The organism is Listeria monocytogenes (assembly GCF_013282665.1).
GTDB lineage: Bacteria > Bacillota > Bacilli > Lactobacillales > Listeriaceae > Listeria > Listeria monocytogenes_C.
Genome location: NZ_CP054041.1, coordinates 2,141,781 through 2,155,204, shown reverse-complemented (window position 1 = coordinate 2,155,204; position 13,424 = coordinate 2,141,781). Strand labels below are relative to the sequence as shown.

The following is a 13,424-nucleotide window of genomic DNA, read 5'->3' as shown; positions in this document are numbered from 1 at the left end:
CCAATTCGCTCCTTTAGAGAACGAATTGACGTCTTTTTATTTACTTTCCAAAAAATGGATTAAAACATCAATTGCAAATGGAATAGCTTCTTCTTTTGGATTAAGTTTCGCGTGATGTAAACTGTACTCGGAGTCTACGCCTAACCAAAACATAAACCCTTTAATTTCGGATAAAAAGTAACCAAAATCTTCTCCAGTCATCGCTGAACGAGCTGGTACATAACTTTCTGGATATTGTTCTTTCAAAAAGCGAATAAATTCTTCGGTTTCAGCTGGATCGTTGTCAACTTGGTAATAATCTGACCCAGGATGAAATTCAATTTCGCATTGGTAGGCTTCTTCCCATCCTTTAGCCAGTTGTTTCAAACGAGTCCAAACAATCTCCATGGTTTTCGGGGAAAGTGTTCGAATGGTTCCGTCTAAATAAGCGGTTTCCGCAATGACATTTTGAATTTCGCCGCCATGAATCCGTCCAATCGTTATAACCGCGCTATCCATTGGATCAATATTCCGGCTTATAATTGTTTGCATTTGTCCGACAAACGCACTTGCCGCAACAACCATATCATTCGCCAAATGAGGATACGCCGCATGGCCACCTTTTCCTTTAAACGAAATAAAAAGTTCCGATGTATTCGCAAAAAGTAAACCTGGCTTAATCGCAATTTCTCCAACTTTGTACTCTGGTGCGATATGAAGTCCGTAAATACGGTCTGGTCGCCACTCGGAAAATTCCGCGCTTTCCATGATTGGTTTTGCACCGCCTGGTCCTTCTTCGGCAGGCTGAAATACGAAAAGTAAGTTATCTTTGGCTGGTTTACTCGCAAAATGTGTTAACACACCAAGCGCGATACTCATATGTAAATCGTGCCCACAAGCATGCATATTACCAGGATGTTTGGATGCAAAAGGTAGTCCAGTTTCTTCTGTAATGGGCAGTGCATCAATATCGGTACGATAACCGATAGTTTTTTCAGGATTGGTTCCTTTTACTAAAACTAAAATCCCCGTGCGCCATTTTTTCACTTCTAAATGTTCACTCGGTAGTTTGCTAATATAATCTAATAAATAAGCTTGAGTTTTGAGCTCTTTATAACCTGTTTCAGGAATTTGGTGTAATTCACGTCGAATGGCAATAAATTCATTTAACACGGCAATTCTCTCCTTCTAAAAAAGGACTGCTTCGCCAACAGACGAAACAGTTCCCTTTGATTTTTAAAGTTGACGAAGTTCTTGCATGATTTCTGTTTTAGAAGCTGTTTTTGCATCTAATTTTTTAAGTTCACGTGCAGGAATCCCAGCCACAACTGTTCCAGGAGCTACGTCTTTTGTAACGATTGCGCCAGCTGCTACAACCGCACCTTCACCAATGCGTACGCCTTCTAAAACAACCACATTCGCGCCAACAACTACATTATCTTCTACAATTACTGGTTGAGCGGATGGTGGTTCCACTACGCCAGCAAGCACAGAACCTGCTCCGATATGGCAATTTTTACCAACCGTTGCACGCCCGCCTAAAACAACATTCATATCAATCATCGTACCGTCACCGATAACAGAACCGATATTAATACTTGCTCCCATCATAATTACAGCATTATCGCCAATAGTTACTTGGTCGCGAATAACTGCGCCCGGCTCAATACGCGCGTTAATATTTTTCATATCTAACAAAGGAATAGCTGAGTTACGACGATCATTTTCGATAACGTAATCTTCAATATTCGCTTTATTTGCTTCTAATAATGGCTCAACAACTGCCCATTCTCCAAAAATAGTTCCCGCATTTCCAGTAATGAAAGTTTTAACATCACTTGGGAAATCTATTTTTTCTAAGTCCCCTTTAAGGTAAACTTTTACAGGTGTTGCTTTCTTGCTATTTTGAATAAAAGAAATAATTTGGTGTGCATCCATTTGTTCCATGAATTTTTGTCCCCTTCCGATATGTTCTGCTTTCTATTTTGCCATAGCTATTTAACTTGTTCAAGGAATTTATCTGTTATTTCTAAAAACGCCTTCACTTGTGGTAAACTGAGTGATTGTTCATACGTCAGTAAATTTGTTTCTCGACTTAAAATCGAGCCATCTTTTTCTGTTAAAGGAATTTTGTTGATTTTATCTGGATAACCTAACATCGTTACTTCCGGCAAAATGGCAAAGCCAATACCATTTAGAGCCATTTGTCTAGAGGTTTCCATCTGATCCATTAACATCGCTTGACGCGGCATTTTCCCGAAATTCCGTTGCCAGTAGTCTTGAATAACTTGATAATAATTCGAGTCACTGCGAAATTGGATAAATGGTCGATTGGTTTGAAAAACTTCTTCAATCTTTGTGATTTCCGTATCTACTAAAATTAATTTGTCATTAAATAATGGTTTTTGAACACTTTTCCAAGTAGAACTTCCTCGGACAATACCTATATGGACATTTCCAGCGGCTAGTTGTTGCGTCACTTCACTGCTCCATCCTGTTACAAGTGAAATCTGTACATTCGGGTACGCTCTTGAAAAAGCTTTTAAAACGCGAGGAAGCCACATTTGCGCTACTACGCTTGCACAAGCAATTCGTAGCGTTCCGCGGACAACACCTTCCATTGCTTCCAGTTTTTCTTGAATGGTATGTTCTCGTTCAATGACACTAGATGCATGACGAACAATAGCTTCTCCTTCTGGTGTAAGCAACAGCCCTTTTTGTGTACGAATAAAAATTTTGGTATTCCATCTACTTTCAATTGTTTGTAAGCGTTGCGATAAGGCGGGTTGGCTTAAAAAAAGTTTTTCCGCGCTTTTGCGCATATTAAGTTCTTCAGCTAAACAGACAAGCAATTCATATTCTGTTACAATCATCTATTTTCCTCCACCTGCAAATGGATATAACGGTTAACTTGTTTTAAAACAACACGTCTTGTTACTATTCCTTCAAAATGGTGGTCCGCATCTACAACGCAAACAAAAGGATGATCCACAAGTAAGTGAACAATTCGCTCGTTATTATTAAAATCTTTAATTACTGGGAAATCGGTCTGCATAACATCTTCTACTTTTAAATCCTCTAACCGTTCAAATTCAATACGTTCGAGTCCAAGAATGGCATCCGTGATCATTGCTGCACTTATTAATCCATGGAGTTTAAATTCAAAGTCTAGCACAGGAATAACTGAATAACCGCATTTAGTTAAAACAAGTAAAGCATGTTCTAAATTATTACCAAGCTGTACATGAGCCACCTTTTCAGCGGAAATCATTGAATCAGCTAGTTCATTGTCAATAAATTGCCCAAATCTATTTGAGATCATTTAGAATCTTCCTCTTCCTTTATTTTCAAGCTCTACGAAGTTTCTTTCAACTTTTTCCAAATAAAACGAAACTTTTCCATCTCCTATTCTACCATACTATTTGGTCTGATTTCTTTCATTTTGCGCTTGAAAACAAAAAAAGCTGTGAAGATAAAATTCACAGCCCTTAAGTAAATAACCGGATTAACCGATTTTCACCATGTTATTCGTTTTCTTGTAGCGTTTCAAAAATTTCGATAGCAGTCATATCAATATCATCGAATTGATATTTACTATTGTCGCCATAGATTTCTACTTCAAATGAGTTAGAAGCTTGAAAAAACTTCACTTCGCACACGGGCGTACCATTTTTTTCAAAACGTCTTGCTTGTGTTTCAGCCGACTCATCTTCTTGCATTGCATGTAAACGTTGAATAATTCCCAATAACTGAGACATCTTACACTCTCCTCTCAAATCCACCATCTGACGTGCAAAAATTGGCATACCTTGCTGTTACTACGCGCGTGGCAATGCTTTTTTACATATTTCCTCATATCTGGTTTTTTCGCCATATCTTATTTCTTTCACTATACTACCAAATTTTATCGCAAACCGCACGTATAACGCAAGGGTTCTGGAAATATTCAGAAAAAGAAATTATTTTAAATTAACCTAAAAGACACGATTTGTTCTATTTTGCCGTTATTTTATCCAAAAAAAAGACTATAAAAAGTGGTTAACCTTTTACAGTCTTTGATAATTAAAATTCATTTTTTCGATTAGCAGTAGTGCTGATAATCATTTTTGTCGCTCGTACGATAGTTTTATGGCGATTGAAGCCTTTAACGCATATAGTTTGATTACCGATTGTTGCAAATACTTCACCCCATGAACCACAGGGATTAAAGCCATAAGCATGTATTTTTAGCAAGCCATCTTTTGTTGGAAAAAAGAGAGCTTCGTATTTACCTGGTTTAGTCATATCCGGTGGCCCCTTCCACTTTGAAGTAATCATTTCTAACTGAAAATGATTATCATTATTAAAACTATCTTATAGCATTCTACATAAAAGTGCAAGGTTTTTTAAGTATATTTTCAGACATTTTGCTTTTCTTCTTTTTTAAGCTATAATGGAATGAAATCACGAAGCTTACTCCCACCTAATTTTCATGGGATTTTCTTATAAAGAAAGGTGACGAAAATGACAAAATCTATTCGACCAGAATTACGCGATATTCAAGTAAGTGGTATCAGAACTTTCAATACTCGAGTGACAGGTATTCCTGATATGATTCGCTTAACGCTTGGTGAACCAGACTTTCCAACGCCAGAGCATGTTAAACAAGCCGCTATTTTAGCAATAGAAGAAAACTTCACCAATTATACGCCCAATGCCGGGATGCCAGAATTACTCGAAGCTGCTTCTACTTATTTTCATGAAAAATATGACTTATCCTATAATAATAAAGAAATCATCGTTACGGTTGGTGCTACAGAAGCCATCTCTGTTGCACTACAAACCATTTTGGAGCCTGGGGATGAAGTTATCTTACCAGACCCTATTTATCCCGGTTACGAGCCTCTAATTACGTTAAATAAAGCGCATCCTGTTAAAGTAGATACGACCGGAACTAATTTCAAATTAACACCTGAACAATTACGAGCACATATCACACCAAAAACAAAAGCACTTATTATTCCTTATCCATCCAATCCGACCGGTGTTACACTCTCTAAAAAAGAACTTTTCGCATTAGCAGAAGTATTAAAAGAAACAGGTATTTTTGTCATTGCTGATGAGATTTACAGTGAACTAACTTATCACGAGGAGCACGTGAGCATTGCACCTTTACTAAGAGAGCAGACAATCGTTATCAATGGTTTATCAAAGTCTCACGCAATGATTGGTTGGCGAATTGGCTTTTTACTTGCCCCAGAAGCCCTGACACAAGAAATGCTGAAAATCCATCAATATTCGGTTACTTGCGCAAGTTCCATTTCCCAAAAAGCAGCACTAGAAGCCCTTACTAACGGCAAAGACGATGCTTTTCAAATGCGCACTGAATACAAAACACGCGCTAATTTCACCCAAGATCGGCTAGAAAAAATGGGCTTTACCGTTATTCCACCAGATGGTGCATTTTACTTTTTTGTCAAACTTCCTGATACAATAACTGAAAATGCTTTCGATTGGGCTGTAAAACTTGCTGAGGAAGCCAAAGTAGCGGTAGTTCCCGGAAATGCTTTTTCAGAAAAAGGTGATCGTTACTTCCGTCTTTCTTATGCTACTTCTTTTAACAATCTGGCTGAAGCATTAGATCGGATGGCTGAATTTGTAGCAAAATAAAAAGAAATACCCACTAACTTAAGTTAGTGGGTATTTCTTTTTTAACGATAATATTTGATGAGTGCTTGTGTTCCTTCTTCACTCAAACCTTGTTCTGCTAGCGTTTGATACATTTTTTCAGCTAAAGTTAGTCCGGGAAGTTCTAATCCCATTTGTCTTGCTTCTGAAATCGCGATTCCCATATCTTTAATGAAATGTTTAATAAAGAATCCCGGAGAAAAATCATCTTTAAGTACGCGCGGAATCAAGTTTGTAAGCGACCAACTGCCAGCAGCACCACCTGAAATCGAATCCAGAACACGTGATGGATTAAGTCCAGCCGCTTCCGCATAAATGATGGCTTCAGTCACACCTATCATGTTGGAAGCAATCGCAATTTGATTCACCATTTTGGTGTGTTGTCCGGCACCAGCATCCCCTTGCAAAACAACACTACTACCCAGAATATCAAAAATCGATTTTACTTTTAAAAATACTTCTTCAGATCCGCCGACCATAATTGATAGCGTGCCATTTCTTGCACCGATGTCACCACCTGAAACAGGAGCATCCAACACACCAATACCTTTTTCAAGACCTAATCTGGCTATTTTTTTAGCTAATGCTGGTGAAGAAGTTGTCATATCGATTGCTACTGTCCCAACCGCTAAATTTTCTAAAAAGCCATTTTCTCCTAAGTAAAGCTCTTCCACATCTTTTGGATAACCAACCATTGAAATCAATATATCCACCTTACTAGCCAACTCTCCAGGTGTGTCTGTCCAGATCGGTCCCTTGTCAATTAAATCTTTTGCTTTTGTTTTTGTGCGAGTATACACTGATACTTCATAACCAGCCTCCAACAAATGCGCTGCCATACTGGAACCCATCACACCAGTACCAACAAATCCAATTTTCTCCATTACGCTAACCTCCTATCTAAAAGTAACACCTATAATCGCCAGCAACCCAAAAAACAATAGTAATAAACCAAGTAATACCATATGTACTTTTTTATACATTACAATGATAGCAATAAATTCCCGAATTAACGCATTAGGCATATAATATAAAGCTGTTTTTGCGCCAATCCCTTGACTCTTCAAACCCGCTTTTCTTGCATAAATACCAGCTCTAAATAAATGAAAATTATTCGTTGAAAATAAACTATTATAGTTCGGCATAATTGCATCCATTTTTGCCTTTGAGAATTTCATGTTTTGCAGTGTATTAACGGATTGATCTTCCATAATAATAAAATTTTCATCCACGCCTTTTTCTATTAAATAAGCTCGCATCGCTTCTGCTTCTGAAATAGTTTCATTAGCTCCTTGCCCACCAGATACGATAAAAGTAGCCCGTTTGCCTTTTTTGGCGTATTGTTTGTCGTAGAACTTAATAGCACGATTCAATCTACTAGCAAGCAGTGGAGGTACTCTGTCGCCTCCTATCAGACCACTCCCTAATACAATCAGAAAATCTTGATTATATCTCGGGAAATTAAATTGATAGAGAAAAGTCGATAAAAGAAACGATAAAAATAAAAAGGAAAAATAACCAACCAACGCAACAATAAAAACTACCATAATCCCAAGAATAGGACTACCCGTTTTTAAAATACTACCAAACCATGTAATAATAAATGCTAAAATGCCTAAACCAATAATTAAAGGAAGCATATTTGCTAATTTACGTCCCTCACGTTTTAACATTAATCGTCCATTCACAATGAGCATCGTTGCTATCCCTACAACAAAAAACGGAATAAGTAAAACTAATAAAAGTAATACCGTCCCCATAACCGAGACGAGTAGTTCATTCCCTTTTGAAAAAGTGGCATAAACCACCGAAAGCACAGAAAAAAATAGTGCCAGTGTCAAAATAATACCATTACTAATACGCCGTCTATCTATAAATGACAAGACAATGAACAGAAGCAGAAAAAAAACTGCTAATAGATAGATAACCAATCTTGTTTCCCCCTTTTAAAACTAACTGTCTTTCCAATTATACTTGGGCAGAGGCTATTTCACAACATAAAAAGACCTAGACAAGAAAATTGTCTAGGTCTTTATTCAGCTATTATTCAGCAGTATATTTTTCAACTAATTCTACAACTTCTTCTGCTGTAGATTTATTTAAAGCTTCTTCCGCTAATTTCACCATTTCAGATTGATCTAAACGTTTGATTAACGAACGAGATTTAAGAATGCTGGAAGCACTCATTGAAAATTCATCTAAGCCTAAGCCTAAAAGAAGTGGTACAGCCGTTTGATCTCCAGCCATTTCCCCGCACATACCAGTCCATTTGCCCTCTTTATGAGAAGCATCGATAACCATTTTGACTAAACGTAAAATGGATGGATTGTATGGTTGGTAAAGGTAAGAAACGCGTTCGTTCATACGGTCCGCAGCCATTGTATACTGAATTAAGTCATTTGTTCCGATAGAGAAGAAATCAACTTCTTTTGCAAATTGATCAGCAAGAACTGCAGCGGCAGGAATTTCAATCATAATTCCAAGTTCGATGGAATCAGATACTTCTGTTCCAGCAGCTTTTAGTTTTGCTTTCTCATCTAGTAAAATATCACGTGCTTGACGGAATTCATTTACTGTTGCAATCATTGGGAACATAATTTTTAAGTTACCATATACACTTGCGCGAAGTAAGGCGCGAAGTTGTGTACGGAATAATTCTTCATTTGCAAAACAAAGACGAATTGCGCGGAATCCTAAGAATGGGTTCATTTCTTCAGGAAGTTCTAGGTATGGTAACGTTTTGTCGCCACCGATATCTAATGTACGAACAACCACAGATTTTCCGTCCATTCCGGAAACTACTGCTTTATAAGCTTCGAATTGCTCTTCTTCTGTCGGGAAATTGTCGCGACCCATGTACAAGAATTCTGTACGATAAAGTCCTACTGCTTCCCCGCCGTTAGAAATAACACCATCTAAATCATTCGGAGTTCCGATGTTTGCTGCAAGCTCCACGTGAACGCCGTCTTTAGAAACGGTTTTTTCATTTTTAAGTTTATCCCATTCTGCTTGTTGTAAAGCAAAATCAGATTTAATTTTTTCATAGTGAGCGATTTGTTCTTCTGTTGGATGGATGATAACATTACCTTCCAAACCATCAATAATCACAATATCGTTTTTCGCTACGCTAGCAGTAACTTCTTTTGTTCCAACTACTGCTGGAATTTCAAGAGAACGTGCCATAATAGCAGAGTGAGAAGTACGTCCACCAATATCCGTTACGAAACCTTTAACAAAGTTACGGTTAAGTTGTGCGGTATCAGAAGGCGTTAAATCAGCTGCAACAACAACTACTTCCTCATCAATTAAAGCCGGATTAGGAATAGTTACACCTAGTAAGTGAGAAAGAACACGTTTACGTACATCTTTAATATCCGCTGCACGTTCACGCATATATTCGTTGTCCATAGATTCAAACATACCAATAAACATGTCTGTCGTTTCTTGTAAAGCTGTTTCTGCATTTGTTTTAGAATTTTTGATGCTTTCTTCAATTGGTCCTGTTAATTCAGGATCATTTAACACTAGAAGATGCGCGTCAAAAATTTGTGCCTTATCTTCTCCTAAGTCTTTAGCAGCTTTCTCACGAATCATTGAAAGTTCTGTTCTAGAAACTTCTAACGCGCTTTCAAAACGCTTTACTTCACTTTCAACATCCGTAACTTCTGTTTTTTCATAGGAAAGATCAGGTTCAACGAGCAGATAAGCTTTCGCAATGGCAATCCCATCAGATGCTGCGATACCTTTCAACTCTTTAGCCATTATTCAGCCAATCCTTCTTTCTTAAGAACTTCAGTTAGTCCTTCAATTGCTTCTTTTTCATCGCTACCTTCAGTGTAGATAGTAATGTCAGCGCCTTTACCAATACCAAGAGACATAACGCCCATGATTGATTTAAGGTTTACTTTTTTGCCAGTGTATTCAATTTGAACGTCCGAGCTGTATTTACTTGCAGCCTGCACCAATAGAGTTGCTGGGCGTGCGTGAATTCCTGTTTCATCGATTACTACAAAACTTGCTTGTTCCATAATTTACATTCTCCTTTGTAAAGAAATTTGTTGTAACCTTTTAAGCCGAAAAATTTTCAACAAAAAAGACTATCCCTCAATTAAAAAGAGTACCATGTTTTACCTATTGTTACAACTATTTGATTAAAAATTTTTTAGAATGTTTTTTTGTAGAGCACCTTGTTTCACTCTTTTTAAATAGAAAAAAATAACCTGTTTTTTTAAATTTGTCACTAAATTGTTTCCATTTTGAATTAAATAGCACTTTTTAATGGCTTATAGTTGATTTTAATAGCGTTTTAGTGCAAAATTTAAGGAAGGTTCAAAAATGCATACATTCTTTTTCAGCAAGATAGAGGCAACACCGAAAATTGAAGGAGTGATAACAATGGCAAAAGCACATGTTGGAGACATTATTGAATTTAAGGATGGCCTTACAGGAATCGTTGAAAAACTCAACGAAAACTCCGTTATTGTCGACTTAACTTATATGGAAAATTTTAAAGATTTAGGGATTGAAGAAAAAACAGTGGTCAATCACAAAAATTACCAAATTATTCATTCTGTAGAAGAGGAAGAAGAAACAGAAGAATAAGAAAACAAAATAGTTTTTAAGTGCGCAAAAATAAAGCATTTCCGAGAGATAATGCTCTATATTTTTGCGTTTTTTATATGTATATAAATCGGGCAAAGGAGCGTTTGAATTTGGAAAGCAAAAAGAAAATTGCCATTATTGGTGCTGGACCAGGTGGTTTGGCGGCCGGTATGCTATTAAGTCAACTAGGCTATCAAGTAAGCATCTATGAAAAAAATGATCGCATTGGTGGAAGAACGGCATTACACAAAATGGGTAAGTACTCATTTGATGTCGGACCTTCTGCACTTACAATGACGCATGTTTTGACTTCTCTTTTTATGGATTGTAATCGCAATATTTTGGATTATGTTTCGCTTTTACCTATCAATCCTATCCATACGCTTTATTTTAAAGATATTACCTTCCCTCTTTACAGTGATCCATCTGAAACAAAAGCGGTTATTCAAACGTATTTCCCAGGCGAAGAAGCTGGCTTTGATCGCTTTATGAAAGAAAACACAAAAAAAATGCTGTATATATCGCCGCTCAATCAATTTAATTATAGTTCTTTGTTTGATTTTTTCCGTCCAACAACTTTGCGTGCAATTCCTAGTTTGACGCTTGGACGGTCATTGATGGATGATTTAGCAAGATATTTTAATAGTAAATACCTTCGCCTCGCGTTTTCTTTACAGATGCGTTATTTAGGTATGTCACCTTGGGATATTCCAGCTGCTTATAGTATTATTCCTTTTTCTGAATATTACTATGGAACCTTTCATCCTATTGGTGGACAAAATAAAATTGTTGAGGCCATGCAACAAGTAGTTAAAGAAAACAAAGGGAAGTTCTTCTTTAATTCCGAAGTAACTGAATTCGAATCGAACGGTAAAGAAATAACCGGAGCCGTGCTTGCAAATGGGAAAACAGTCGAAGCGGATTATTATTTCACCAACCTGGATTTCATTTATTCTTTGACTCGTGAGCAGTCAGATAAATTGGACAGAAATGAATATTCCTCTTCTGCTTTTATTCTCTATCTAGGCTTAAAGACCGTATTGCCTTTTACACATCAGTCGATTATTTTTCCACAAAATTACCGAGAATTTGCGAATAATACGATGCATAAAAAAATTCTTTCTAATGATATCGCGATACATTTGACTAATCCATCTGCAACAGATAATACCATGGCGCCAATTAATCATTCAAGTGTTCGAATTATGGTTCCAGTTCCTAATAATACAAGTAATATAGACTGGGAAAAAGAAACTCCTGCTTTTCGCCAATTAATTTTAGATACAATAAAAGAACGTCTAGCTATACCTGATTTAGAATCATATATTGAAGAAGAATACATTATCACACCAATAGATTGGGAAAAGAAATATCATGTTAAACACGGTGCAATCTTTGGTTTACAACATTTATGGCGTCAACATGGATACTTACATCCTTCCAAAAAATCTCCGCCATTCAAAAATTTATTTGTGATTGGCGCTGGCGCAATGTCGGGGAGCTCTCTCCCATTCATCATTGAAAATGCGCAAATTGCAACCCAGAAATTTTTACAAAAAGAAAAGAAATCCGAGTAATCATTCGGATTTCTTTTTAGGTTGCGCTTCTTTTTCCAAACTGAAAAAATAACAAGCAGTGAAAATAATATTAGAAACGATGATAATTGCAATAGATGTCCATAAATCAAGGTAAAAGGACAAAAATACGAAAAAGGCGATAATAATCCAGTAAACAATCACAATTTCTGATTTTAAATCTGGATACTTAAGACGCTCCCAACTATCCGTTAAACTCAAAATAAAGTAAATCATTAAATGTAAAATTAGCCCTAAAAGCCACCAATTAATAAAGTCAGATAACTGCAAAATCGTGAAGCCGTTTTGTGTAATGTAAAGTTGTTTTGATTGCATGGTGATTGGTTCGATTAAAACCTCAAAAATCATTACCATCGTTGCTGCGATAAACGAATAAATGCCTCCTCGAATCCAGTCAATATTAATCTTCAATGTAATTTCTCGAGCGATAATATGCGTCCCGGCAACCATTCCGACCCAAATAAAGCCCATCGTAATAGGAATACCGTAAACACTCCCACCTAATGTAGCACCAATATACTCATCCGTATAACTTAGTTGCATCCATTCAATACAAGTGCTGACAACAAAAATAAGTAACGTTATAGCAGAACCAAGCCATTTGCCATATTGCATAATAAAGAAAACAGCCGCAAAAACACCCGTAAATACTAAAAATAATGATTGCACTGCCGTTAGCTCTGGTGGAATAATGTGTAAGGATACTAACAAAACGCTACCTAAAAACCAGAATATATAAATCCAAAGTAAAAATTTGTAGTTTTTTTCTAACATCTATGAACCACTCCTATTTTTTCATTATATAGGATTTATTAAATTGCACAACTTTTATCTTATCTTTTGTTTAATTGTTGCCAAACGATTTCATTTGTTTTAAAGTAGTATGAGAAGTATTTGTTAAGAAGAGGTGTAAAGTATTTTGAAGAGCATCAAGATCGATTATAAACTTGTACTGGGACTTATTTTATGTGCCCTACTTGTTATCTTAACATATCAGTTCCCACGTGTTTTTTGGTATTTATATGGAGCTGGGATGTTATTTTTACTTAGTTTTGTGATTTTTAATGATGATTTAAAAAAAGAGTTTTCATTCGTTAAAGGTATTTTGCCCGGTATTTTCTCCGGAATCGTCCTTTATATTATTTTTTACATAGGCGCCTTTATTATTAAAGTAATGCCAGGCGGTCTAGAAAATTCTGTAGAAGCTGCTTTTAATAAGTATTCTACGCACTCTTTGATCATTTGGTTACTGCTTATCGTGGCCATTATCCCTGGAGAAGAAATTTTCTGGCGTGGCTTCGTATTAAAACGATTAAACCATTATTTCAATCCTTGGTTTTCGAATATTTTTGCAGCGTTACTATGTATGGTAATGATGTTCCCAAGTGGTAATTTTGCAGCGATTATCGGTATCTTTGTCGCTTCACTCGTATGGAATATTATGTACTCCTATCGCCCAAGCTTACTCATGCTATATTTATCGCATTTAACCTTTGCATTCTTATTACTCGCAGCTTTACCAATTTATTAAAAATAGCCAAAAAACGCCCCTTTTATAGGGGTGTTTTTTTTGTAAAAAAA

Annotated in this window: 15 protein-coding genes; 4 read left to right on the top strand and 11 right to left on the bottom strand. The window is 36.5% G+C overall.

Annotated features, from left to right (window positions below; all coding sequences use genetic code 11):
* Positions 1 to 36 precede the first annotated feature (36 nt).
* From HRK21_RS10865 to HRK21_RS10840, 6 genes are all read right to left on the bottom strand, one after another.
* Positions 37 to 1,152, bottom strand: coding sequence for an N-acetyldiaminopimelate deacetylase (locus tag HRK21_RS10865; protein WP_070006833.1), 1,116 nt, complete (start codon positions 1,150 to 1,152; stop codon positions 37 to 39).
* Positions 1,153 to 1,215: 63 nt separating this feature from the next.
* Positions 1,216 to 1,926 carry a 2,3,4,5-tetrahydropyridine-2,6-dicarboxylate N-acetyltransferase gene (gene dapD / locus HRK21_RS10860; RefSeq protein ID WP_003729819.1) on the bottom strand — a complete coding sequence of 237 codons (711 nt, stop codon included), beginning with the start codon at positions 1,924 to 1,926 and terminating at the stop codon, positions 1,216 to 1,218.
* Positions 1,927 to 1,973: 47 nt separating this feature from the next.
* Entirely contained in the window at positions 1,974 to 2,852 is an 879-nt protein-coding gene (gene ccpC, locus HRK21_RS10855; protein WP_003738606.1) for a transcriptional regulator CcpC, read from the bottom strand.
* Positions 2,849 to 3,301, bottom strand: coding sequence for a cyclic-di-AMP-binding protein CbpB (gene cbpB, locus HRK21_RS10850; RefSeq protein ID WP_003726554.1), 453 nt, complete (start codon positions 3,299 to 3,301; stop codon positions 2,849 to 2,851). The genes ccpC and cbpB overlap by 4 nt, the downstream gene beginning before the upstream one ends.
* 202 nt (positions 3,302 to 3,503) lie before the next feature.
* Positions 3,504 to 3,737 (bottom strand): YkuJ family protein, encoded by a 234-nt coding sequence (locus HRK21_RS10845; RefSeq protein WP_003719227.1) that lies wholly within the window; start codon positions 3,735 to 3,737, stop codon positions 3,504 to 3,506.
* A 304-nt stretch (positions 3,738 to 4,041) separates the two neighbouring features.
* Entirely contained in the window at positions 4,042 to 4,263 is a 222-nt protein-coding gene (locus tag HRK21_RS10840) for a hypothetical protein (protein ID WP_003738605.1), read from the bottom strand.
* A gap of 219 nt (positions 4,264 to 4,482) precedes the next feature.
* Here HRK21_RS10840 and HRK21_RS10835 point away from each other — a divergent pair, with 219 nt between their 5' ends.
* On the top strand, positions 4,483 to 5,628 hold the full coding sequence (locus tag HRK21_RS10835; RefSeq protein WP_070006832.1) for an aminotransferase class I/II-fold pyridoxal phosphate-dependent enzyme: 1,146 nt from the start codon (positions 4,483 to 4,485) through the stop codon (positions 5,626 to 5,628).
* Between the two features lie 41 nt (positions 5,629 to 5,669).
* Here the strand turns inward: HRK21_RS10835 and HRK21_RS10830 are convergent, their stop codons facing one another.
* The 4 genes from HRK21_RS10830 to HRK21_RS10815 all read right to left on the bottom strand — a co-directional run bounded on the left by HRK21_RS10830 (position 5,670) and on the right by HRK21_RS10815 (position 9,674).
* Positions 5,670 to 6,530 carry an NAD(P)-dependent oxidoreductase gene (locus HRK21_RS10830; RefSeq protein WP_070006831.1) on the bottom strand — a complete coding sequence of 287 codons (861 nt, stop codon included), beginning with the start codon at positions 6,528 to 6,530 and terminating at the stop codon, positions 5,670 to 5,672.
* 12 nt (positions 6,531 to 6,542) lie between these two features.
* Positions 6,543 to 7,577 carry a YdcF family protein gene (locus tag HRK21_RS10825; RefSeq protein ID WP_003738602.1) on the bottom strand — a complete coding sequence of 345 codons (1,035 nt, stop codon included), beginning with the start codon at positions 7,575 to 7,577 and terminating at the stop codon, positions 6,543 to 6,545.
* A 112-nt stretch (positions 7,578 to 7,689) separates the two neighbouring features.
* Positions 7,690 to 9,408, bottom strand: coding sequence for a phosphoenolpyruvate--protein phosphotransferase (gene ptsP, locus HRK21_RS10820; protein ID WP_069888549.1), 1,719 nt, complete (start codon positions 9,406 to 9,408; stop codon positions 7,690 to 7,692).
* The gene (locus HRK21_RS10815; RefSeq protein WP_003719221.1) at positions 9,408 to 9,674 is read right to left on the bottom strand and encodes a phosphocarrier protein HPr; all 267 of its coding nucleotides are present in this window, start codon (positions 9,672 to 9,674) and stop codon (positions 9,408 to 9,410) included. Before HRK21_RS10815 ends, ptsP begins: the two co-directional genes overlap by 1 nt.
* Positions 9,675 to 9,981: 307 nt before the next feature.
* Between HRK21_RS10815 and HRK21_RS10810 the strand changes: the two genes are divergently transcribed.
* Both HRK21_RS10810 and HRK21_RS10805 read left to right on the top strand, forming a co-directional pair.
* A complete protein-coding gene (locus HRK21_RS10810) occupies positions 9,982 to 10,248 on the top strand; it encodes a YkvS family protein (protein ID WP_077952307.1) in 267 nt (88 codons plus the stop codon).
* Between the two features lie 104 nt (positions 10,249 to 10,352).
* Positions 10,353 to 11,825, top strand: coding sequence for a phytoene desaturase family protein (locus tag HRK21_RS10805; protein ID WP_077952771.1), 1,473 nt, complete (start codon positions 10,353 to 10,355; stop codon positions 11,823 to 11,825).
* On the opposite strand, the gene HRK21_RS10800 is transcribed toward HRK21_RS10805, so the two are convergent.
* The gene (locus HRK21_RS10800) at positions 11,826 to 12,617 is read right to left on the bottom strand and encodes a DUF422 domain-containing protein (RefSeq protein ID WP_069888546.1); all 792 of its coding nucleotides are present in this window, start codon (positions 12,615 to 12,617) and stop codon (positions 11,826 to 11,828) included.
* A gap of 145 nt (positions 12,618 to 12,762) precedes the next feature.
* Here HRK21_RS10800 and HRK21_RS10795 point away from each other — a divergent pair, with 145 nt between their 5' ends.
* Positions 12,763 to 13,374, top strand: a complete 612-nt coding sequence (locus HRK21_RS10795) for a CPBP family intramembrane glutamic endopeptidase (RefSeq protein WP_031695193.1) — start codon at positions 12,763 to 12,765, stop codon at positions 13,372 to 13,374.
* The last annotated feature ends 50 nt before the right edge of the window (positions 13,375 to 13,424 follow it).

Bases quoted from the DNA above. Each gene is read 5' to 3' on its own strand.
- dapD (WP_003729819.1), bottom strand. From the start codon at position 1,926: ATGGAACAAATGGATGCACACCAAATTATTTCTTTTATTCAAAATAGC.
- ccpC (WP_003738606.1), bottom strand. From the start codon at position 2,852: ATGATTGTAACAGAATATGAATTGCTTGTCTGTTTAGCTGAAGAACTT.
- cbpB (WP_003726554.1), bottom strand. From the start codon at position 3,301: ATGATCTCAAATAGATTTGGGCAATTTATTGACAATGAACTAGCTGAT.
- HRK21_RS10845 (WP_003719227.1), bottom strand. From the start codon at position 3,737: ATGTCTCAGTTATTGGGAATTATTCAACGTTTACATGCAATGCAAGAA.
- HRK21_RS10840 (WP_003738605.1), bottom strand. From the start codon at position 4,263: ATGACTAAACCAGGTAAATACGAAGCTCTCTTTTTTCCAACAAAAGAT.
- HRK21_RS10835 (WP_070006832.1), top strand. From the start codon at position 4,483: ATGACAAAATCTATTCGACCAGAATTACGCGATATTCAAGTAAGTGGT.
- HRK21_RS10830 (WP_070006831.1), bottom strand. From the start codon at position 6,530: ATGGAGAAAATTGGATTTGTTGGTACTGGTGTGATGGGTTCCAGTATG.
- ptsP (WP_069888549.1), bottom strand. From the start codon at position 9,408: ATGGCTAAAGAGTTGAAAGGTATCGCAGCATCTGATGGGATTGCCATT.
- HRK21_RS10815 (WP_003719221.1), bottom strand. From the start codon at position 9,674: ATGGAACAAGCAAGTTTTGTAGTAATCGATGAAACAGGAATTCACGCA.
- HRK21_RS10810 (WP_077952307.1), top strand. From the start codon at position 9,982: ATGCATACATTCTTTTTCAGCAAGATAGAGGCAACACCGAAAATTGAA.
- HRK21_RS10800 (WP_069888546.1), bottom strand. From the start codon at position 12,617: ATGTTAGAAAAAAACTACAAATTTTTACTTTGGATTTATATATTCTGG.